Source organism: Bacteroides sp. AF34-31BH (assembly GCF_003602795.1).
In the GTDB taxonomy this organism is placed as follows: domain Bacteria; phylum Bacteroidota; class Bacteroidia; order Bacteroidales; family Bacteroidaceae; genus Bacteroides; species Bacteroides uniformis.
This window is the reverse complement of the sequence record NZ_QTLV01000001.1, coordinates 333,348-353,556: the sequence shown is the minus strand read 5'-3', so window position 1 is coordinate 353,556 and position 20,209 is coordinate 333,348. Positions and strand designations below refer to the sequence as shown.

The 20,209-nt window shown below is 47.6% G+C and carries 19 protein-coding genes; 8 read left to right on the top strand and 11 right to left on the bottom strand.

What is annotated here, in order from left to right; translation table 11 throughout:
* The first annotated feature begins 2 nt into the window (after window positions 1-2).
* Together gdhA and DWZ67_RS01490 are read left to right on the top strand one after the other, a co-directional pair.
* Window positions 3-1,340: an NADP-specific glutamate dehydrogenase gene (gene gdhA / locus DWZ67_RS01495; RefSeq protein ID WP_044467620.1), complete on the top strand. Its 1,338-nt coding sequence runs from the start codon at window positions 3-5 to the stop codon at window positions 1,338-1,340.
* A gap of 137 nt (window positions 1,341-1,477) precedes the next feature.
* Window positions 1,478-2,641, top strand: a complete 1,164-nt coding sequence (locus DWZ67_RS01490; protein WP_057255747.1) for a M24 family metallopeptidase — start codon at window positions 1,478-1,480, stop codon at window positions 2,639-2,641.
* 195 nt (window positions 2,642-2,836) lie between these two features.
* Here DWZ67_RS01490 and DWZ67_RS01485 read toward each other — a convergent pair whose 3' ends face one another.
* Both DWZ67_RS01485 and ruvA read right to left on the bottom strand, forming a co-directional pair.
* Complete coding sequence (locus DWZ67_RS01485; protein ID WP_044467619.1) at window positions 2,837-3,829, bottom strand: DUF3843 family protein; 993 nt, start codon at window positions 3,827-3,829, stop codon at window positions 2,837-2,839.
* Window positions 3,830-3,852: 23 nt separating this feature from the next.
* Window positions 3,853-4,455, bottom strand: coding sequence for a Holliday junction branch migration protein RuvA (gene ruvA, locus DWZ67_RS01480; protein WP_005833022.1), 603 nt, complete (start codon window positions 4,453-4,455; stop codon window positions 3,853-3,855).
* A gap of 195 nt (window positions 4,456-4,650) precedes the next feature.
* Between ruvA and DWZ67_RS01470 the strand changes: the two genes are divergently transcribed.
* The gene (locus DWZ67_RS01470; RefSeq protein WP_022401162.1) at window positions 4,651-5,550 is read left to right on the top strand and encodes a diaminopimelate dehydrogenase; all 900 of its coding nucleotides are present in this window, start codon (window positions 4,651-4,653) and stop codon (window positions 5,548-5,550) included.
* A gap of 132 nt (window positions 5,551-5,682) precedes the next feature.
* Here the strand turns inward: DWZ67_RS01470 and rseP are convergent, their stop codons facing one another.
* The 7 genes from rseP to tsaB form a co-directional block, all read right to left on the bottom strand.
* Window positions 5,683-7,014 carry an RIP metalloprotease RseP gene (gene rseP / locus DWZ67_RS01465; RefSeq protein ID WP_005826988.1) on the bottom strand — a complete coding sequence of 444 codons (1,332 nt, stop codon included), beginning with the start codon at window positions 7,012-7,014 and terminating at the stop codon, window positions 5,683-5,685.
* A gap of 112 nt (window positions 7,015-7,126) precedes the next feature.
* Window positions 7,127-8,272 (bottom strand): 1-deoxy-D-xylulose-5-phosphate reductoisomerase, encoded by a 1,146-nt coding sequence (locus DWZ67_RS01460; RefSeq protein WP_005826984.1) that lies wholly within the window; start codon window positions 8,270-8,272, stop codon window positions 7,127-7,129.
* A gap of 36 nt (window positions 8,273-8,308) precedes the next feature.
* Window positions 8,309-9,166 carry a M23 family metallopeptidase gene (locus tag DWZ67_RS01455; protein ID WP_005826982.1) on the bottom strand — a complete coding sequence of 286 codons (858 nt, stop codon included), beginning with the start codon at window positions 9,164-9,166 and terminating at the stop codon, window positions 8,309-8,311.
* Entirely contained in the window at window positions 9,163-9,699 is a 537-nt protein-coding gene (gene rimM, locus DWZ67_RS01450) for a ribosome maturation factor RimM (RefSeq protein WP_005833021.1), read from the bottom strand. Before rimM ends, DWZ67_RS01455 begins: the two co-directional genes overlap by 4 nt.
* A 1-nt stretch (window position 9,700) precedes the next feature.
* The gene (gene murA / locus DWZ67_RS01445) at window positions 9,701-11,008 is read right to left on the bottom strand and encodes a UDP-N-acetylglucosamine 1-carboxyvinyltransferase (protein ID WP_005833020.1); all 1,308 of its coding nucleotides are present in this window, start codon (window positions 11,006-11,008) and stop codon (window positions 9,701-9,703) included.
* A 91-nt stretch (window positions 11,009-11,099) separates the two neighbouring features.
* Window positions 11,100-11,720, bottom strand: a complete 621-nt coding sequence (locus tag DWZ67_RS01440; protein ID WP_005826977.1) for a DUF4290 domain-containing protein — start codon at window positions 11,718-11,720, stop codon at window positions 11,100-11,102.
* A 100-nt stretch (window positions 11,721-11,820) separates the two neighbouring features.
* Window positions 11,821-12,513, bottom strand: coding sequence for a tRNA (adenosine(37)-N6)-threonylcarbamoyltransferase complex dimerization subunit type 1 TsaB (gene tsaB / locus DWZ67_RS01435; RefSeq protein WP_005833019.1), 693 nt, complete (start codon window positions 12,511-12,513; stop codon window positions 11,821-11,823).
* 91 nt (window positions 12,514-12,604) lie between these two features.
* On the opposite strand from tsaB, the gene DWZ67_RS01430 reads away from it, so the two are divergent.
* From DWZ67_RS01430 to DWZ67_RS01410, 5 genes are all read left to right on the top strand, one after another.
* A complete protein-coding gene (locus tag DWZ67_RS01430) occupies window positions 12,605-13,489 on the top strand; it encodes a YicC/YloC family endoribonuclease (RefSeq protein WP_008665165.1) in 885 nt (294 codons plus the stop codon).
* 36 nt (window positions 13,490-13,525) lie between these two features.
* Window positions 13,526-14,089 carry a guanylate kinase gene (gene gmk, locus DWZ67_RS01425; RefSeq protein WP_005826973.1) on the top strand — a complete coding sequence of 188 codons (564 nt, stop codon included), beginning with the start codon at window positions 13,526-13,528 and terminating at the stop codon, window positions 14,087-14,089.
* Window positions 14,086-14,322, top strand: a complete 237-nt coding sequence (locus DWZ67_RS01420; protein WP_005826972.1) for a hypothetical protein — start codon at window positions 14,086-14,088, stop codon at window positions 14,320-14,322. Before gmk ends, DWZ67_RS01420 begins: the two co-directional genes overlap by 4 nt.
* Before the next feature lie 22 nt (window positions 14,323-14,344).
* Window positions 14,345-14,923 (top strand): nicotinate (nicotinamide) nucleotide adenylyltransferase, encoded by a 579-nt coding sequence (gene nadD / locus DWZ67_RS01415; protein WP_005826971.1) that lies wholly within the window; start codon window positions 14,345-14,347, stop codon window positions 14,921-14,923.
* A 120-nt stretch (window positions 14,924-15,043) separates the two neighbouring features.
* The gene (locus DWZ67_RS01410) at window positions 15,044-17,248 is read left to right on the top strand and encodes a beta-N-acetylglucosaminidase (RefSeq protein ID WP_120137996.1); all 2,205 of its coding nucleotides are present in this window, start codon (window positions 15,044-15,046) and stop codon (window positions 17,246-17,248) included.
* A 95-nt stretch (window positions 17,249-17,343) separates the two neighbouring features.
* Here DWZ67_RS01410 and DWZ67_RS01405 read toward each other — a convergent pair whose 3' ends face one another.
* A complete protein-coding gene (locus DWZ67_RS01405; protein WP_005826968.1) occupies window positions 17,344-18,525 on the bottom strand; it encodes a GTP-binding protein in 1,182 nt (393 codons plus the stop codon).
* Window positions 18,526-18,711: 186 nt separating this feature from the next.
* Window positions 18,712-20,049, bottom strand: coding sequence for an NADP-specific glutamate dehydrogenase (locus DWZ67_RS01400; RefSeq protein WP_016272954.1), 1,338 nt, complete (start codon window positions 20,047-20,049; stop codon window positions 18,712-18,714).
* Between the last annotated feature and the right edge of the window lie 160 nt (window positions 20,050-20,209).

Below are 20,209 nucleotides of genomic sequence, written 5' to 3'. Positions count from 1 at the left end.
TTATGAATATCGAACGTATCATGACCTCTTTAGAGGCAAAGCACCCCGGCGAGTCTGAGTATCTTCAAGCCGTAAAGGAAGTTCTTCTTTCCATCGAAGATATCTATAACCAACATCCCGAGTTCGAGAAAGCGAAAATTATAGAACGTCTGGTTGAACCTGACCGTATCTTTACTTTCCGCGTAACGTGGGTGGATGATAAAGGTGAAGTTCAGACGAACCTCGGTTATCGTGTGCAGTTCAACAATGCCATTGGCCCGTACAAAGGCGGTATTCGTTTCCATGCTTCCGTAAATCTTTCTATCCTCAAATTCCTGGGATTTGAGCAGACTTTCAAGAATGCCTTGACTACATTGCCTATGGGCGGTGGTAAGGGTGGTTCCGACTTCTCTCCGCGCGGAAAGAGCGATGCTGAAATCATGCGTTTCTGTCAGGCCTTCATGCTGGAATTGTGGCGTCACCTCGGTCCGGATATGGATGTTCCTGCCGGTGATATCGGTGTAGGCGGTCGCGAAGTGGGCTATATGTTCGGTATGTATAAGAAGTTGACTCGCGAATTTACGGGCACATTTACCGGTAAAGGATTGGAATTTGGCGGTTCGCTGATTCGTCCTGAAGCAACAGGATTTGGTGGCTTGTATTTCGTAAACCAAATGTTACAGACAAAAGGCATTGACATCAAGGGCAAGACCGTGGCTATCTCCGGTTTTGGAAATGTGGCTTGGGGTGCTGCTACCAAGGCTACCGAATTGGGTGCCAAGGTGGTTACCATCTCCGGTCCCGACGGTTACATTTACGACCCGAACGGTATCAGTGGCGAAAAGATAGATTATATGCTGGAACTCCGGTCATCGGGCAACGATATTGTGGCACCGTATGCCGACGAATTCCCCGGCTCTACTTTCGTGGCAGGCAAACGCCCGTGGGAAGTGAAAGCGGACATCGCTCTGCCTTGCGCTACCCAGAACGAGCTGAACGGCGAAGATGCACAACACCTCATTGACAACAAGGTGACATGTGTAGGCGAAATCTCCAATATGGGATGTACGCCCGAAGCTATCGACCTTTTCATTGACAACAAAATTATGTATGCACCGGGTAAGGCTGTCAATGCAGGTGGTGTGGCTACCAGCGGACTGGAAATGTCGCAGAACGCCATGCACCTCAGCTGGAGTGCAGCCGAAGTGGATGAAAAACTCCACGCCATCATGCACGGAATTCATGCTCAATGCGTAAAATATGGGACAGAACCTGATGGCTACATCAACTACGTGAAGGGAGCGAATATCGCCGGCTTCATGAAGGTGGCTCATGCCATGATGGGTCAGGGAATTATCTAAGAGAGAAACTTTGTTTAGTTGTATTTGTATTTGTGGTTTGTGCTGCCCTACGCCTGTGAAGGTATGGGGCAGTACTTTTTTATTCTCAATTAAAAAAGTTGTATCTTTGTATCCGAGAAACCATAAATGACAAAGAGATGTTACTACCTGAATTGAAACTGAGACGTGATAAAATACGCTCTCTCATGGCTCAACAAGAGATTGATGCCGCTCTTATCGCTTGCAATGTAAATTTAATCTATACGTACGGACGTGTCGTCAGCGGTTACTTGTATCTGCCGTTGCATGCTCCCGCTCGTTTATTCATCAAACGTCCCAACAATATTGAAGGGGAACATATTCATCCTATCCGTAAACCGGAACAACTGCCTGACTTACTAAAGGAATGTGGTTTGCCCATACCTGCGAGGTTGATGCTGGAGGGGGATGAGTTGTCTTTTACGGAATATAACCGTTTGGCTGCGTGTTTCCCTGAAACGGAGGTGCTTCCTTGTGGTACGGCACTTATCCGGAAGGCCCGAAGTGTCAAGACTGAAATAGAGATTGAGATGTTCCGTCGTTCAGGCATTGCACATGCTAAAGCTTACGAACAAATACCCTCGGTTTATAGACCAGGAATGACAGACCGCCAGTTATCCATCGAAATAGAGCGCCTGATGCGTCTGGAAGGTTGTCTGGGCATTTTTCGTACCTTCGGACAAAGTATGGAGATTTTTATGGGAAGTCTGCTGGCAGGAGACAATGCCACTGCGCCTGCCCCCTATGATTTTGCTCTGGGAGGCGAGGGACTTGACCCGTCACTGCCTATCAGTGTGAACGGTGCACTGTTGCAGCCCGGTCAGAGCTTTATGGTTGATATGGGGGGTAACTTCTATGGCTATATGGGAGACATGAGCCGTGTATTCTCTATCGGAAAGCTGCCGGAAAAGGCATATGTTGCCCATCAAGTTTGCCTGGACATACAAGAGGCTGTTGTAGAAAAAGCGAAACCGGGTGCTGTTTGTGAGGACCTTTACAATCTCGCTATCGATATTGTCACCAAAGCGGGCTTTGCCGACAACTTTATGGGAGCCACTCAAAAAGCCAAGTTTATCGGTCATGGCATCGGACTGGAAATCAATGAAATGCCGGTGCTGGCTCCACGCATGAAGCAGGAGCTGGAACCGGGCATGGTCTTTGCTTTGGAACCGAAGATTGTTTTGCCAGGCATTGGTCCCGTCGGTATCGAAAACTCTTGGGTTGTAACAGCGGAAGGAGTGGAGAAACTGACGTTGTGTAAGGAAGAGATTGTGGAACTTTGAAAATTGATAATGGATAATGGAAAATTGCCATGCGGTTTCAATAAATACGCTGCACTGTTTATTTTTCCATTATCCATTTTCAATTATTTTACCCTTCTGTTAAGCTGATTATTCGCTTTCGAAGGTTTGGATTTACCAATCCGTTTTCCGGTTGGCTTGGCCTTGTTGCTCCGTTTGGGCTTTATGCCGGAATGGTTACTCGCCTTCATAATATTCACATAAGTAGTAGCGGGCTATAAAGTCCCAATATTGATGCAGTGTTTCTTTTCCTTTCAGGAAGGGAAGTTCCACATCGGGTAGAATTCCTTTGGCCATTCCGTATTTCAGCAGGTCGAACGGACACTCTCCGGGTTGGCAGAACATCTTGTAACCCTCTGCAGCAGCGCGTTTGGCATCGTACATCGGGTTATGTTCTTCACAGAAATAGGCGGCCACGTTGTGGGCTACGAGCATACCTTTGGCGTTGGCATAAATCACGAACTCTTTTTGGTATTCCAGGTCGGGCAATAATGCGGACCGTTTGTTTTCCCATCCCAAGACATCGACAAAGAAAGTGCAAAGCTCCTTGTAATCGGTGAAGTATAGCAGCGGTTTCCCCTGGCTGTATTCCAGACAGCGGGCGGCATCTTTGCTCAGTTTGGTTTCCGGAGTGACTTCCGGCAGCGGAGTAATGGGCATATCCAGTAAATCAAGTCCCATTACCCAAAGGAAGGAAGATTCTCCCTCGCTGATGGGAGCTTCTTCGAAACGTGCATCCATCAGTTCATAGGCGCTTTGGCTTAATGCAAGCAGGTCTTTGTCATAAGGACTGAACAAGGTGTATTCCTTGTCAAAAATACTGAATTGTGATTTCAATGTCCACAGTACGAATGCAATGTCTTCCTGATTTATTTCATCGGGCGTATAATCGTCACCCAGTGGATAGAACGGCAGGTAAGTTCCGTATACTCCCTGAAAGGCTTCGGAGAAAAGTTTCCAGCCTCCGCTTTGGGCAATGGTATCTTGAAAGTACATGCCGAGAGAGATGGCTGCGTCAATTTGGGTACGCAGGTCTTCCTTGTTGAACAAGGGAGAGGTCTTGACGAGGGGCAGGATGCTTGTGGCAAAGTCGAGGTACCATTTGTCCGTTGGCAGTACGTGGGTGCGTTCATTGGCCCCCAACCAATATTGCATGTTGATTGTTGTCATGATTTGTTTGTTTTAGATAAATATTATAGTCTTTTTAATGCCAATTTGATGACTTGTTCCACCGGTGCGCTTGGTTCTTCCTTCAAAATGGCAAGCACTACTTTTTGTGAGGGGGCTTGTGCAAAGCCCAGCATGGTAAGGGCGGCTACGGCTTCTTCTTGTACTTGTGCGTTGGCTGCCGATACCAGTGTACCTATGGTCCCTGCGTTGCCGGCTACAACGCTGCCGGTCTTGATTTTGTCTTTTAAATCCACAATTATCCGTTGGGCTGTTTTCAGCCCGATACCCTTGACTGTTTTCAGTAGAGTGGCGTTTTCCGTGCTGATGACATTTATCAGTTCGGATGGCGAGAGTGCCGAGAGAATCATGCGAGCTGTATTTCCGCCGATGCCTGAAACGGAGATGAGCAACAGGAATAGTTCGCGTTCCTGCTTGTCAGCGAACCCGTAGAGGACATAGGCGTCTTCACGGATAGCTTCATATATATATAGTTTGCATTCTTTCTTGCCCTGGATGGCGGCATACGTATTCAATGAAATATTGACGCCGTATCCCAGTCCGTTGCAGTCTATTATTGCGGTTGCCGGACTTAGTTCGGCAATTCCGCCTCTGATGTATTCTATCATAATTCTTTTGCTTGTTGGCCCCAAATGTGCCTTGCGTACATATCATCTGCGAATGTATGAATTATTATTGGACTTTCACTCACTAAAAAAAGAAAAACTGTGTGAAACAGCAGGGAGTTCTGCCGATATAATAAATTAAAATGCTTACTTTTGCGCCGATAAAGTAGAAAACTGATAAATAAATTCATAAAAAGAATGAAAAAAGTAAGAGCGGCCATCGTTGGCTATGGTAATATCGGGCATTATGTGCTCGAAGCCCTGCAAGCAGCTCCCGATTTCGAAATTGCCGGTGTAGTACGCCGTGCCGGAGCTGAAAACTGTCCTGCGGAACTGAGTGCATATCCCGTTGTGAAGAATATCAAGGAACTGAAAGGCGTGGATGTTGCTATCCTTTGTACGCCTACCCGCAAAGTGGAAGAGTATGCAAAGGAGATCCTTGCTTTAGGCATTCATACTGTGGACAGTTTCGATATCCATACGGGTATCACTGCCTTGCGCCGCACACTGGATGCAGAGGCTAAAAAGCATAATACGGTATCCATCATTTCTGCCGGCTGGGATCCGGGTAGTGACTCCATTGTCCGCACTATGCTGGAAGCCATTGCTCCGAAAGGCATTACCTATACTAATTTTGGTCCGGGTATGAGCATGGGACACACCGTGGCTGTAAAGGCCATCGAAGGTGTGAAAGCCGCTCTTTCCATGACTATTCCTACAGGAACCGGCATTCACCGTCGTATGGTGTACATTGAGTTGAAGGATGGTTACGAATTTGATAAGGTGGCTGCAGCCATCAAAGCCGACCCGTACTTCGTGAATGACGAAACACATGTAAAATTGGTTCCGAGTGTGGATGCACTGCTCGATATGGGGCATGGGGTAAACTTGACCCGTAAGGGTGTGTCCGGCAAGACGCAGAACCAGCTATTTGAGTTCAACATGCGTATCAACAATCCTGCCCTCACGGCACAAGTGCTGGTATGTGTGGCGCGTGCCGCTATGCGTCAGCAGCCGGGTTGCTATACAATGGTTGAAGTTCCGGTAATAGACCTGCTTCCGGGCGATAGAGAAGAGTGGATCGGCCATTTGGTATAAGACACAGAAAAAACAGATGATGTGTTTGGCTCAAACGCATCGTCTGCTTGCCCCGAACACATCATCTGTTTGATGTAAATGCATCATCCGTTCTACTGCGAATGGATGATGCGTTTTTTTATGTCTTGTTCTTTAAAAGAAATACCTCAGTATATCATTGAAGTTTGCCCAAATCAGCAAACCGAACAAGAGGAACATGCCCACCATCTGCGCACGTTCCATAAACTTGTCGCTGGGCTTGCGGCGTGCAATGATTTCGTAAATGAGGAATAACACGTGTCCACCGTCCAGTGCAGGGATGGGCAGAATATTCATAAAGGCAAGGATGATGGAGAGGAATGCCGTCATGTACCAGAACTGGTGCCAGTCCCACGTGGCGGGGAAAATACTGCCGATGGTTCCGAAACCTCCGAGTTGCTTGGCTCCTTCCTTGGAGAAAAGATATTTCATCTGGCCTACGTAGCCTTTCAGAGTCTTTACCCCCAAAGATACGCCGGCAGGGAAAGAGGAAAGGAAACTGTATTCCTTGCGGACAACGGGCAGCAGTTTGTCGGTTGCCGTACGTGCTGCTACGCCTATTTCATAGTCGGCATTGGTCATCATGCTCAAGGTGTCTGTCACACCGTTACGGACGTATGTCAAGGTTACCTCATGGGATGCGTTGGCTTTCTTGCGCTTCAGCATCTCTTCTTTGAAGTCGTAGTAGGCTATTGACTTTCCATCCAAGTGGGTGATGCTGTCACCTACTTGCAGACCGGCGGAAGCGGCAGGGTATCCTACAATCAGGCTGTCGACTACATAAGGGAAACGGAAACTGGCGAAACGCACGCTGTCTGCCAGCAAGCGGTTCATCATGTCTTCGGGGATGTAGACTGAAGCAGCTTCCCCGTCACGCAATACGCTTACCTGGCGGGCATCGACAATACTGGTCAGCAGGTCGCCGTCATAGCGTTCGAATGGTACCCCGTCGGCAGATATTAGGATATCGCCGTCGCGGAAGCCTATGGCTTTGGCTGTTTCGTTAAAATCCATACCCAATGGGGCTTTTTGTACTGGTATATATTCGTCGCCCCAAGTAAAAAGTATCATGGAATAGATGAACAATGCGAGCAGGAAGTTGAACAATACACCGCCTACCATAATTAGCAGGCGCTGCCATGCCGGCTTGGCACGGAACTCCCATGGCTGCATGGGTTGCTTCATCTGTTCGGTATCCATAGATTCGTCTATCATACCTGCTATTTTTACATAACCACCTAAGGGTAGCCACCCGATACCATATTCCGTGTCACTGTGTTTGGGCTTGAACTTGAATAATGTGAACCAAGGGTCAAAGAATAAGCAGAACTTTTCTACCCGCGTCTTGAACAGACGCGCAAAAAGGAAGTGCCCCCCCTCATGAACAATAACGAGCAACGAGAGGCTCATAATGAGTTGCAGGGCACGAATCAAGAATGTTTCCATCTAATTATTTGCTGTTTTACGATTTTTATAATTTTCGCAAAGGTACGTTTTCTTATTTAACGTATCAAATGAGTAGATGTTTTTTATAATTCTTTTCATTCCGGTGTATCTATCAAATCAGCTCTTCTGCTATCCGTCGGGCTTCGGCATCCGTAGCCACATAGTCTTCATAGGTGGGCTTCTGTAAGTAGGATACGCGCGACATGGTCTTTTCTATTACTTCACTCATGCCAAGGAACGAAATTTTGTCCTGCAGGAAGGCAGCTACCACCACTTCATTGGCGGCATTGACAATGCAAGGCATATTGCCTGCACGATGTAGCGCTTCGTAGGCCAGGGCGAGGTTACGGAAACGGGTGGTGTCCGGTTGCTCGAACGTCAGTTCCGTGCACAGCTTGAAGTCCAGGCGCGGGAAAGAGGCTTTCAACCGGTCGGGATAGGAGAAGGCATATTGGATGGGCAGGCGCATGTCCGGCATTCCCAGTTGTGCTTTCACGGCACCGTCCTCAAACTGTACCATGGAGTGGATGACGGATTGCGGGTGTACCACGACTTCTATCTGGTCGGGACGTACACCGAACAGCCATTTGGCTTCGATTACCTCGAACCCTTTGTTCATCATGGAAGCAGAGTCTATCGTGATTTTGGCGCCCATGTCCCAGTTGGGGTGTTTCAGTGCTTGCGCTTTGGTGACGGTTGTTAGTTGCTCCATAGTGCAGGTGCGGAACGGACCTCCGGAGGCAGTCAGTATCACTTTTTCTATTTGGTTGCCTATCTCACCGGCCAGGCACTGGAAAACGGCGGAGTGCTCGGAGTCGACGGGTAGGATGGGGACACCGCTGAAGCGTGCCAGGTCATTGATGAGCTCTCCCGCCACCACCAGCGTCTCTTTGTTGGCAAGGGCTATCGGCTTACGGGCTCGGATGGCATTCATGGTGGGCTTCAGCCCTGCATATCCCACCATGGCGGTCAATACCATATCAATGGGATTTTCGGTCACAATCTGGCAGAGGGCATCTGCGCCGGCATATACCTTGATAGGTAGGTCGGCAAGCGCTTCTTTCAGTTGCGTGTATTTCGATTCGTTGGCTATTACCACTGCCTCAGGCTTGAATCTGCGTGCCTGGGCTATGAGTTCCTCTACGCGGTTATTGGCGGTCAATACGTATGCTTCGTACTGGTCGGGATGTTCTTCGATGACCTGCAACGCTTGTGTACCGATGGAACCGGTAGAACCGAGTATGGCAATCTGTTTCATTTACTATTATGCTATTTACAATTTACTATTTGGAGACTAAAATACGATGTAAAGCTCGGGATTTACGGCCCTGCCCTTATGCCACAGCTCGAAGTGAAGGTGGGGACCGGTGGACAGCTCGCCGGTGTTTCCTACCAGTGCGATGGCTTCACCCCCTTTCACCGCATCGCCTTCCCGTTTCAGCAGAGAGCCGCAATGCTTGTAGACTGACACGAAGTCCTGGTTGTGCTGTATTTCTATCAGATAACCCGTCTCGGCAGTGTAGGTACTCAGTATGACGGTACCGTCTAAGGTGGCCAATACGCTTTCGCCCGGATTGGCGGCAATGTCCGTGCCGAAGTGTTTTGTTTCGGCATTGAAGGGAGATGAAATCATGCCGCGTGTGGGGCGGTAGAAAATCAGTCCGTCTATTTCGGGGCGAGCGGTGATGCTCGTCAGGTTGTACTTTTCTGTCTCCTCGTACTGTTTGCGGAATTCGGCTTCCCGTTGTGTACGTTCCATGAGCGAATCTTCGCGCAGGTGGGTCAACGAGTCGATGGAATGTATGGTATCTGCCTTTATCTTGCCCTGGAAGATGTCCTGGATATTCATGATATAGAGGTTCTGTCTGTTCACCAGTTGCTGGAGGGAATCTACGCGCAAGGCATTCTCCACTACCTGGGCACGGATTTCACTGTTCATATATCCCGGCAGGTAGTTGCGCAGCGGGGTGAAGGCTACGATCAGGGAGGCGATGAGAAACAATACGAACAGCACGGAGAGCAATACGGACAGTCCGTTCAGCTTGGATACGCGCAACGTGATGATATCCTCAAGGGTATTCTCGTTCGTAATCGTCAGTCTGTACTTGAACTTGATGTTACTCCAAAATGCTTTTCTTCGTTTCTTTTTCATACCTCTTCTGTTTTGTCCAAAGCTATCAAACCTTCCGGCAGGTCTACGGTGATGACCTTGTGCTTCTGGTCAATGTCTATGATAAACTCTTCTTGTGCCGGCACCAGCAGTTCTTCTCCCTGATAATCTACCACAAACAGTGTGTTGATGGTCGATGTGTCCACGTCCGTCACTTCTCCCAGCGTGCCGTGATGTACTTCCTCCATACGAAAACCGACGAAGAAGTCCCAACTCAGTTCACCTGGTCCTGCCTCTTCTGCATGCTTTACGGGGAAGTAGACCTCAATATTAGTGAACATGCGGGCGCGTTCTGCCGTGTCCACGCCTTCCAGTTTGACAAGGGCGGTGGTGTCGGAGCGGAAACGGTATTCTTCCAAGAAGAAAGGCACCAGTATACCATCCAGCAGGCAGATTAGGTATTCGGCTTCCACCCGGTCGAAGATGTCATCCGTAAAAGTGAACGATAGTTCTCCGTGAATGCCGTGGGGCTTGTTGAATATACCTATCTTATATACTTCTTCTCTCTTTATCATCTTATTCTATTCTTGTTATTCTTGCTCCGAGCGCATTCAGTCGCCCTTCGATGTTCTGATACCCACGGTCTATCTGCTCTATGTTGTGGATGCGGCTGATGCCGTCCGCACTCATGGCAGCTATCAGCAGGGCGATGCCCGCACGGATATCGGGCGAGGTCATGTTGCCGCCACGTAGTTTAAAGCCGTGGTCGTGACCGATGACAACGGCGCGGTGCGGGTCGCAGAGGATAATTTGCGCTCCCATATCTATCAGCTTGTCCACAAAGAACAAACGGCTTTCGAACATTTTCTGATGAATGAGTACACTGCCTTTTGCCTGGGTGGCAACCACCAGCAGCACACTGAGCAAGTCTGGTGTCAGTCCGGGCCAGGGTGCGTCGGCAATGGTCATGATGGAGCCGTCGATAAAGGACTCTATCTGGTACGTCTCTTGTGCGGGCACGTAAATGTCGTCTTCCCACTGCTCCATCTTGATGCCGAGTCGACGGAAACTGTCGGGGATAATTCCCAAGTTCTCGTAGGAGACATTCTTGATGGTCAGTTCGCTACGGGTCATGGCTGCCATGCCAATGAAACTGCCCACTTCAATCATGTCGGGGAGGATGGTATGCTCGGTTCCGTGCAGCTCGTCTACTCCTTCGATAGTCAGGAGGTTGGAGGCGATGCCTTCTATCTTAGCTCCCATCCGGTTCAGCATTCTGCAAAGTTGCTGCACGTAGGGTTCGCAGGCGGCGTTGTAGATGGTGGTCTTGCCTTTGGCAAGGACGGCTGCCATTACGATATTGGCAGTTCCCGTAACAGATGCCTCGTCGAGTAGCATATAACTGCCATGCAGTTGTTTGGCTGAGATTTCGTAGATGCCACGCTCCTCATTATAGACAAAGTCGGCTCCTAAATTCTGGATACCGATAAAGTGTGTATCCAGACGGCGGCGTCCTATCTTGTCTCCGCCCGGCTTGGAAATCATGGCCTTGCCGAAACGTGCCACCATCGGCCCCACCAGCATGACGGAACCGCGCAGGCTGGAACATTTTTTCAGGAACGCGTCACTTTCCAGATAGGCGAAATCAATGTTGGCAGCTTGAAAGCTGTAAGTGTCAATGCCTTTTTTAGATACGCTGACTCCCATATCCCGCATCAATTGGATAAGGTTGTTGACGTCCAGTATGTCCGGGATATTGTGCACAGTCACCTCTTCGGCAGTGAGCAATGTGGCGCAGATAATTTGCAACACCTCGTTTTTTGCTCCTTGGGGGTAAATGTCACCGGAAAGTCTGTGTCCTCCTTCGATTACAAATGATGCCATGAAATTAGTGATTAGGGGTTGGTGATTAGTGATTAGTGGTCTGCATGGTGATGCCGCATGGCATTAATCACTAACCACTAATCATTCAATTTTAGTATTTCCGTTTATTGTTCCGGTTGTTGTTCCGGTTATTCTGGTTGTTCACTTTCGGACGGTAGTTCTGGTCAATACGTTCGGCCATGAGACGGACGATACTGTCTGTCATTTGCAGTTTTCCGTCAGAGAGTTCGGTGAGGTCATCTGAAATCTTACGGTCATCGACGGTATCTTTGTTCCATGCCATGTAGTCTTTCTTCATGTGGTTACAAATGAGCGCTATCAAGTTCTGCTTCTCTTCTCCTTCCGGAAATTCGATGGCTTTCTTTATCAGTACTTCCAGTGTACGGCCATAGTGGCGGTAGCGGATTTTGGTACTGGGGTAGGGGATGCTCTCCGGCTTGGTATTCAGATTGTCCTTGCGGATAATTTCGTACGGATAATCTATATCCAATTGGAAGTTGGCCATGATGGCAAGGTGGTCCCATAGCTTATGTTTGAAGTCGGGCACATCGCGCAGATGGGGAAACATGTTTCCCATGATGTTGATGATTGTGTTTGCGCAACGCTGGCGTTCTGCACGGTCTTCGATTGTCAGCGCGTGGTCTACCATATTCTGGATGCTGCGACCATATTCGGGCAGAGGCATCCGTTTTTGTTGAGTGTTATATTGCATCTTTAATTAGTGATTAATGTTCAACGATTAGTGGTTAGTGATTAGTGATTAATGGGCTACGTAGTGATACCGCATGGTATTCATCCCTAATCGCTAAACCCTAAATAAGTTTCTTTGGCGTGCCGGCTACGAATTCCTTCAAATAGAAGGGTTCGAAATAGGCCACATCCTTGAAATCTTGTTCGGCTATTGCCTTTTCTGCCAACGGGAACATCATGCCGGCAAGCGGGCGGATGCCGTCGATGAAGTGTGCATTGGGATGCGTGATTTTCTCTTTGCATTTGGCTGCACCGTCACCGAAGAAATAGACGGGATGTTGCTCTAAAAATTCCAGGTAGGAGTTTTCGTCCACAATATCGGCTGCAATGTCGCGCACCGATTTCAAGGCACGGTCGTAGATGGCAGCATAGACTTCCATACGGCGGGCGTCAATCATCGGGCAGAGTAATGCGTCGTCGGGTAACTCATCGTGGTAGAGCAATACCGGTACACACTGGACTTTCAGGGTTTCCAGCCCGATAAGTGGCAGGTTACGTCCATAGCAGACACCTTTTGCCATCGACACGCCGATACGCAACCCGGTATACGAACCAGGGCCGCAGCTCACGGCGACTGCATCCAACGGCATGGCATGGCTATCGGCAAAGGATAGCGCCTCGTCCACAAAGATTCCCAATGAAACGGCGTGTGAAGGGCCATTCAGGTCCTCTTTCTTGAAAACGTTCTGTCCATCCTCGCTCACGGCTACGGAGCAGGCAGAAGTGGACGTTTCAATATGCAAGATACATGACATAACTTTTATTCTTGATTTTATTGTGGCAAATTTACGTGATTATTTTCACTAATTAAAATAATCGTGTAATTTTGCGCAAAACTATAACATTATGATACAATCTATGACAGGCTACGGCAAAGCAACCGTCGAACTGCCTGATAAGAAAATCAACGTTGAAATAAAGTCGCTCAATAGTAAGGCAATGGACCTATCTGCCCGCATTGCTCCGCTTTATCGTGAGAAGGAGATGGAAATCCGTAATGAAATATCACGGAAACTGGAGCGCGGAAAGGTGGATTTCAGCCTTTGGATAGAAAAGAAAGAGAGTGCGGAAAGCGTCACTCCCATCAACCAGACATTGGTGGAGGGATATTACAAGCAGATTTGTGCTATATCAGAAAATCTAGGAATACCTGTGCCGGATGCGACGGACTGGTTTGCCACGTTACTCCGTATGCCGGATGTGATGACTAAGAATGATACGCAGGAACTGAGTGAGGAGGAATGGGCTGTGGTTTATTCGGCTGTGGAAAAGGCTGTTGGTGCGCTGGTGGACTTCCGTAAGCAGGAAGGAGCTGCCCTTGAAAAGAAGTTCCGTGAGAAGATCTCCAACATCTCCCATCTGTTGGAGACTATCGCTCCCTATGAGAAAGAGCGTGTAGCCAAAGTGAAGGAACGTATTACAGATGCACTGGAAAAGACCTTAAGTGTGGATTATGACAAGAACCGCCTGGAGCAGGAACTCATCTACTACATCGAAAAACTGGATGTGAACGAAGAGAAACAGCGTCTTGGCAATCATCTGAAATATTTTATCAATACGCTGGAAACCGGAACCGGACAAGGCAAGAAGTTAGGGTTCATCGCCCAGGAGATGGGACGTGAAATCAATACCTTGGGCAGTAAGTCCAATCATGCGGAGATGCAGAAGATTGTCGTTCAGATGAAAGATGAATTGGAGCAAATCAAGGAACAAGTATTGAACGTCATGTAGTATCAAATAGTAAATCGTCAAATCGTAAATAATTCGATGGCAAAACTTATCATATTTTCAGCCCCTTCGGGCTCTGGCAAGTCAACGATTATCAACTATCTGCTGACTCAAAATCTGAACTTGGCATTCTCCATCTCAGCGACCAGCCGCCCGCCCCGCGGAACGGAGAAAGATGGAGTGGAGTATTTCTTTCTGACTCCTGACGAGTTCCGTCGTCGCATAGCCAATGATGAATTCCTGGAGTATGAAGAGGTATATCAGGACCGTTTTTACGGAACACTGAAGGAGCAGGTGGAAAAGCAATTGGCTGCCGGACAGAATGTAGTGTTCGATGTGGATGTAGTGGGTGGTTGCAATATCAAGAAATTCTATGGTGAGCGTGCTTTGTCTGTTTTCATTCAGCCACCTTCAGTGGAGGAATTGCGCAAACGCTTGGTGGGGCGCGGAACAGATGCTCCCGAAGTGATAGAGAGCCGCGTGGCGAAAGCCGAATACGAACTGGGCTTTGCACCGAAGTTCGATACCGTGATTGTGAACGATGACCTGGAGACAGCCAAAGCGGAAGCATTGAAAGTAATCTCTCAATTCTTGAACGAATGAAACAACGTGGAGGAGTGTACAACCAGTTGGCACCGAGGAGGAAGAATAGCCCGAAGCTGAACAAGGCATTGCTAATTATTAATAGCGTTCTGTTCGTCTGCTCCCTTGTTGTGGGTGTATTGTATATACATCATGGCGAGCCTCGTTCCAGTATTTCAATGTTTCTTATCTCTGTAGTGACGATTTTCAATGCTTGGGCTGCCTGGCGTGCGTTGCAAAGACGTCCTTTGTAAGGTTGTATATGAATAAGAATAAATGAATATAGGAATCTTCAGCGGCTCGTTCAACCCGATACACATCGGACATTTGGCCCTCGCCAACTATCTTTGCGAATACGGGGACCTGGACGAAGTGTGGTTTATGGTCACCCCCCACAATCCGCTGAAGGAAGAAAACGAACTGATGGATGACAAGTTACGTTTGAAGCTGGTGCAGCTAGCCACTGAGGGTTATCCCAAGTTTCGCGCTTCCGATTTTGAATTCCATCTGCCTCGGCCTTCTTATACTGTTCATACGTTGGACGCACTGAAACGGACTTATCCCCAACACACTTTCCATCTTGTCATTGGTTCGGACAACTGGAGGCTGTTCCACCGTTGGTACGAGTCGGAACGCATTATTGCCGAAAATCATCTTCTGGTTTATCCCCGTCCCGGCTATCCGGTAGAGGCCACCTTTTTACCGCAGAATGTGCGGACAGTTTCTTCTCCGGTATTCGAAATCAGCTCCACTTTTATCCGTCGGGCCATAGAGGAGGGAAAAGACGTACGCTACTTCCTGCATCCGGCAGTGTGCGATGAACTCAAACGGATGCAGAATGAATCTTTAAACTGAAATAAATGTCTGTATTTGTACGTGTTTTCATATTTATTTCTTATTTTTGAACGTATCAACCTTGAATGCATGGAAGAGTTTTCTTAATACATAGATATTCCTTAATTTAATAATCCGCTTATGAGAAAAGAACTACTGTTACTGGGAGCATTCGGTATGCTGACGACAGCGACGCTTTGTGCGCAAGAGTTTCATTTGCAACCTACTCCCCAAGAATATATTACGCAAAAAGATTCTGTTGATATTCCCCGACAATACCAGATCCTTTCCGGCAATTCCGTGCAGGACGGACCTGCGTTGCCTTTACTCTGTTCATTGATGCCGGAAGAGGTGCTTGGCGCTTCTTTCCGTGTATATATAGGAGTGAAAGGAGATAAGATTATTAAGAAATACCAACATCGGATTCCACGCAAATCCGAAGGTTATTTCCTGAAAATAGAAAAAGACTGCATCGTCATAGCCGGTGCTGACGAACGGGGAGCGTACTATGGTGTACAGACTCTTGCGCAGTTGCTTGCTTTAGACAAGCTGCCTTTGGCTGAAGTGACGGACTATCCTGATGTTCCCTATCGGGGTGTGGTAGAAGGGTTTTACGGTGCTCCCTGGAGTCAGGAGGCGCGTATACGCCAGCTTGATTTTTATGGTCGGAACAAAATGAATGTCTATATCTATGGACCGAAAGACGATCCTTATCACCGGACTCCCAACTGGCGCAAGCCTTATCCTGCTCGAGAAGGAGAAGAGTTGAAAGTATTGGTGAATAGGGCGAAGGAGAACAATGTCATTTTCTATTGGGCCATTCATCCGGGCCAGGATATTCGCTGGAATGAAGAAGACCGCTCGTTATTGTTGCAGAAGTTCGAAAGCATGTACCAGTTGGGTGTGCGTGGTTTTGCCGTTTTCTTTGATGATATTTCGGGTGAGGGGACAAAGGCGGACAAGCAGGCTGAACTGTTGAACTATATTGACGACCATTTTGTAAAAGTCAAGCGGGATGTTGCACCATTGATATTGTGTCCCACAGAGTACAACAAGTCATGGACCGATGTGGAGGGAGGCTATCTCACTACGCTTGGTGATAAGTTGAACGAGGGTATCAAGGTGATGTGGACCGGTGATATGGTAGTTGCTACTATAGATAAGTCTACGCTGGACTTCGTCAATCCGCTGCTGAAACGTAAGGCGTACATTTGGTGGAATTTCCCCGTTTCGGATTATGTACAAGACCATTTGCTGCTAGGGCCGGTTTATGGAAACGGGCTTGATATAAAAGATGATATGTCTGCTTTTGTTTCCAATCCGATGGAACATGCCGAGGCTTCCAAAATCTCTCTGTACAGTGTAGCTGATTATACTTGGAATATGGAGAATTATGATAGTGAAACTTCTTGGAAACATGCAGTCAGAGACCTTATGCCACTTCATGCCGAATATTTGGAAATCTTCGCTGCTCATAATTCCGACCCGGGACAGAATGGACATCGCTTCCGTCGTGAAGAGTCCGTTGCCATTCAGCCTGCTCTCTCTGCCTTGTTGAAAGCCTATCAAGAGAAAAACGAGATAGATGAAGATGCCTATCGGCAGGTAGCTGAGGAATGCCGGAAGATAATCGTTGCCGCTGATGGATTGCTTGCGTCGGGAAATGAGAATCGTCCGTTGATAACTGAAATAAGGCCTTGGCTCATTCAGTTCAAACAAGTGGGAGAGTATGGTGCGGAGGTGCTGAACATGATACGCCTGCGCCAGCAGAAGGATGCATTTATAGGTAGCTACGAACACGCCCGCGCCCTGCTGGTGCTGATGGGTGAGACGGATGCCCAATATAAAGCGGGCATAAAGAGCGGCAGCCTGCATCTGATGCCTACTTTCAATGCTTTGTTCGAAGCGGCGACAACGGGCTATAATGCAGCGTTCCATGCCGGGCTTGATACAAAGGCTGTTTATTCTCCCTACACGTTGAAGAGCGACGTGAATCAGTTGGCTTCGCTTCCTATTCAGCAGAAGGGAAAGGTGAATACAATTATTCCGTCCAATGAAGTCATCAACTGGCAGGCAGGCGGTGTGCTGACCATTTCGATGGATTATGCCCGCCAGTTGAGTTCGGTGCTTATCGATTTGGGAGATGCGGAGGTTGCTGATTCGAAGTTTAAACTGGAAGTAACTTCGGATGGCACAAACTGGCAGGCGGTGGATTTGAAGCCGGGATACAGAACGCAGGTGAAGGCATCTCTCAAAGATTTGAGCGTTGCGAAGATGAGGCTGGTGAATGTATCCGACACAGAGCAGAAGGTGTATTTCAAAATGTTCCGTTTTACGGAGAATTGATATGGTTCCTGATTCTTAAAATAGAGTTACGCGCCTGGGACGATGCTCCCCGTTGTTCTTAAGATCGGAATGACGGGGAGCACTTTTTTAGGAAGTTATTCAAGGCATTTGTCCAAGTCGCGGATGATTTGCTCTTTATCCATATTTTGTCCGATGAATACTATCTTCAGCATGCGGTCGCCGTATTGTTCGTCCCAGTCTCTTAGCAATCCCGGTTCTTGGCGCATCAGTTCTATCATGTCTTCTTCGGGAGCGGTGGCATACCATTGTCCGGCTTCAGTTATTTTCTTCTGTATACCTGCTTGTTCAAAGAGGAAGGACATGTCGCGGTTGTGGCTGAAGTAGCAGACACCCTTGGCGCGGATAACGCTGCGGGGCCATTTGGTAGCGACATAGTGGTCGAACTTATGAATGTCGAATGCAGGACGGCGGTAGTAGACAAATGTGCCAATACCGTATTCTTCTACTTCACCTCCTTCATGATGGTGGTGATGATGACCCTCTTCATGATGGTAATGCGCCTCTTTTTCCTCCTCTTCGCTTACTTGTTGCTCTATGCCACGAATCCATCCGGCGGAAGTTGCGGCACGTTCAAAGTTAAAGAGGTGGGTATGGATAATCTTATCCAGGTCTACATCTGCATAGTTGCACTCTATAATTTGGGCACCGGGTTGCAAGGTGTGGATAATCTGCCTGATACGTTTTAATTCCTCGGGCTGTACTTCTGCTGCTTTGTTCAGCAGGATAATATTGCAGAACTCAATCTGCTGAATGATGAGGTTTTCTATATCTTCCTCATCAATGCCTTTGCGTGTCAAATCATCTCCGCAAGAAAATTCACTTTGCAGACGTAAGGCGTCCACCACGGTGGTAATGCAGTCTAAGCGGCAAATACCGTATTTAGTATACGCTCCTCCCATATGAGGAATGGAGCAGAGTGTTTGGGCAATAGGCTCCGGTTCACAGATGCCACTCGCTTCAATCACGATGTAGTCGAAGCGTTGCATCTTCATGATTTCGAACATCTGCTCTATCAAGTCTGTCTTCAGCGTACAGCAGATACAGCCATTCTGCAGAGCTACCAGGCTGTCGTCTTTCTTTCCCACCACGCCACCTTTCTGTATAAGGTCTGCATCAATGTTCACTTCGCCTATGTCATTGACGATAACGGCAAACTTAATGCCACGTTTATTAGAAAGAATGTGATTTACCAACGTCGTTTTGCCACTGCCTAGATAACCGGTCAACAGCAGTACGGGGATTTCTATTGTATTCATAATCGTTTGGTTTGCTTCAATGATAATGGTCTTCTCTTATTAACTTCCGCAAAGTTATCTGATTTATGTGATAATGGATTGAAAAAAACAAAATTTTGTTTCTTCTATATTATTAAACAGAAAAAAGGTGAAAAGCTTTGAGCCCCTCACCTTTCTTCTGTTGTAGTTGTACTATGGCTTTAGTTCTTACAGAATCCCTTGCGCCATCATCGCCTTTGCCACCTTCATAAATCCGGCCACATTGGCACCCTTCACGTAATTTACATAACCGTCGGCTTCCGTACCATATTGCACGCAAGCTTCGTGAATGTTCTTCATGATGCTCTTCAATTTCTCGTCCACTTCCTCTGCACTCCAGCTCAACTTGATGGAGTTCTGAGTCATTTCGAGACCGGATACTGATACACCGCCGGCATTGGCTGCCTTACCCGGAGCATACAGAATCTTTGCATCTTGGAATACGCGGATTGCTTCAGGGGTAGAAGGCATGTTTGCACCTTCGGACACAGCCATGACACCATTAGCAATTAGTTTTTTGGCATCATCTCCATTTATTTCATTCTGAGTTGCAGAAGGCAGGGCGATGTCTGCCTTTTCACCCCAAGGACGTGCACCTTCTACGTACTTGACACCCGGATATTGTTCAGCATATTCGCGGATACGTCCACGATAGAGGTTTTTCAGCTCCATGATGTAATCCAACTTTTCGCGGTCAATGCCGTCCGGATCGTATACATAACCGTCAGAATCAGACATGGTCAATACCTTACCACCCAATTCCAATACTTTCTCGGCCGTATATTGAGCTACGTTACCGGAACCGGAAATCAGACAAGTTTTGCCTTTCAAGTCAGTACCCTTAGTCTTTAACATTTCCATCAGGAAGTAGATGTTACCGTAGCCGGTAGCTTCCGGACGAATCAGCGAACCGCCGAACTCACGGCCCTTACCGGTGAAAGTACCCGTAAATTCATGAGCCAGCTTCTTATACATACCGAACATGAAACCTACTTCGCGACCACCTACACCGATATCACCAGCAGGTACGTCTGTTTCAGGGCCGATATGACGCCATAACTCCAGCATGAAAGCCTGAACAAAACGCATGACCTCAGCATTTGACTTGCCGCGCGGAGAGAAGTCCGAACCGCCTTTACCGCCACCCATAGGCAGAGTTGTCAATGAGTTTTTAAATGTCTGCTCGAAAGCAAGGAATTTCAGGATGCTCAGGTTTACAGAAGAGTGGAAACGAACACCGCCTTTATATGGGCCGATAGCGTTGTTGTGCTGCACACGATAGCCCATGTTGGTTTGTACGTTACCTTTATCGTCTACCCAAGTAACACGGAATTGGTAAACGCGATCGGGGATGCAAAGACGTTCAATCAGATTGGCTTTGTCAAACTCCGGATGCTTGTTATACTCTTCTTCAATCGTAGAAAGAACTTCTTCTACTGCTTGATGATACTCCGGTTCGTTGGGGAACCGTCTTTTCAGGTCTTCTAATACCTTAGCTGCATTCATAATCTATTTCTTTTATTGGTTGCTACTATATGTTACCTAAAACAATTCGATTTTCGGTTTGTTTCCTTTTCCTCTCATTGCGGTTGCAAAAGTACACATAAAAATGAAACGAGCAAACATTTTATAAAGAAAATGCGGTATAAAACAACAATTTTATTGT

What these genes read in the sequence shown, in the direction of transcription:
- tsaB (WP_005833019.1), bottom strand. Translation starts at nt 12,513, where the DNA reads ATGTCATGTATCTTGCATATTGAAACGTCCACTTCTGCCTGCTCCGTA.
- DWZ67_RS01405 (WP_005826968.1), bottom strand. Translation starts at nt 18,525, where the DNA reads ATGAATACAATAGAAATCCCCGTACTGCTGTTGACCGGTTATCTAGGC.
- ruvA (WP_005833022.1), bottom strand. Translation starts at nt 4,455, where the DNA reads ATGATAGAATACATCAGAGGCGGAATTGCCGAACTAAGTCCGGCAACC.
- DWZ67_RS01400 (WP_016272954.1), bottom strand. Translation starts at nt 20,049, where the DNA reads ATGAATGCAGCTAAGGTATTAGAAGACCTGAAAAGACGGTTCCCCAAC.
- DWZ67_RS01420 (WP_005826972.1), top strand. Translation starts at nt 14,086, where the DNA reads ATGAAACAACGTGGAGGAGTGTACAACCAGTTGGCACCGAGGAGGAAG.
- DWZ67_RS01440 (WP_005826977.1), bottom strand. Translation starts at nt 11,720, where the DNA reads ATGCAATATAACACTCAACAAAAACGGATGCCTCTGCCCGAATATGGT.
- DWZ67_RS01485 (WP_044467619.1), bottom strand. Translation starts at nt 3,829, where the DNA reads ATGACAACAATCAACATGCAATATTGGTTGGGGGCCAATGAACGCACC.
- murA (WP_005833020.1), bottom strand. Translation starts at nt 11,008, where the DNA reads ATGGCATCATTTGTAATCGAAGGAGGACACAGACTTTCCGGTGACATT.
- DWZ67_RS01430 (WP_008665165.1), top strand. Translation starts at nt 12,605, where the DNA reads ATGATACAATCTATGACAGGCTACGGCAAAGCAACCGTCGAACTGCCT.
- gdhA (WP_044467620.1), top strand. Translation starts at nt 3, where the DNA reads ATGAATATCGAACGTATCATGACCTCTTTAGAGGCAAAGCACCCCGGC.
- DWZ67_RS01470 (WP_022401162.1), top strand. Translation starts at nt 4,651, where the DNA reads ATGAAAAAAGTAAGAGCGGCCATCGTTGGCTATGGTAATATCGGGCAT.
- DWZ67_RS01490 (WP_057255747.1), top strand. Translation starts at nt 1,478, where the DNA reads ATGTTACTACCTGAATTGAAACTGAGACGTGATAAAATACGCTCTCTC.
- gmk (WP_005826973.1), top strand. Translation starts at nt 13,526, where the DNA reads ATGGCAAAACTTATCATATTTTCAGCCCCTTCGGGCTCTGGCAAGTCA.
- DWZ67_RS01460 (WP_005826984.1), bottom strand. Translation starts at nt 8,272, where the DNA reads ATGAAACAGATTGCCATACTCGGTTCTACCGGTTCCATCGGTACACAA.
- DWZ67_RS01410 (WP_120137996.1), top strand. Translation starts at nt 15,044, where the DNA reads ATGAGAAAAGAACTACTGTTACTGGGAGCATTCGGTATGCTGACGACA.
- rimM (WP_005833021.1), bottom strand. Translation starts at nt 9,699, where the DNA reads ATGATAAAGAGAGAAGAAGTATATAAGATAGGTATATTCAACAAGCCC.
- nadD (WP_005826971.1), top strand. Translation starts at nt 14,345, where the DNA reads ATGAATATAGGAATCTTCAGCGGCTCGTTCAACCCGATACACATCGGA.
- rseP (WP_005826988.1), bottom strand. Translation starts at nt 7,014, where the DNA reads ATGGAAACATTCTTGATTCGTGCCCTGCAACTCATTATGAGCCTCTCG.
- DWZ67_RS01455 (WP_005826982.1), bottom strand. Translation starts at nt 9,166, where the DNA reads ATGAAAAAGAAACGAAGAAAAGCATTTTGGAGTAACATCAAGTTCAAG.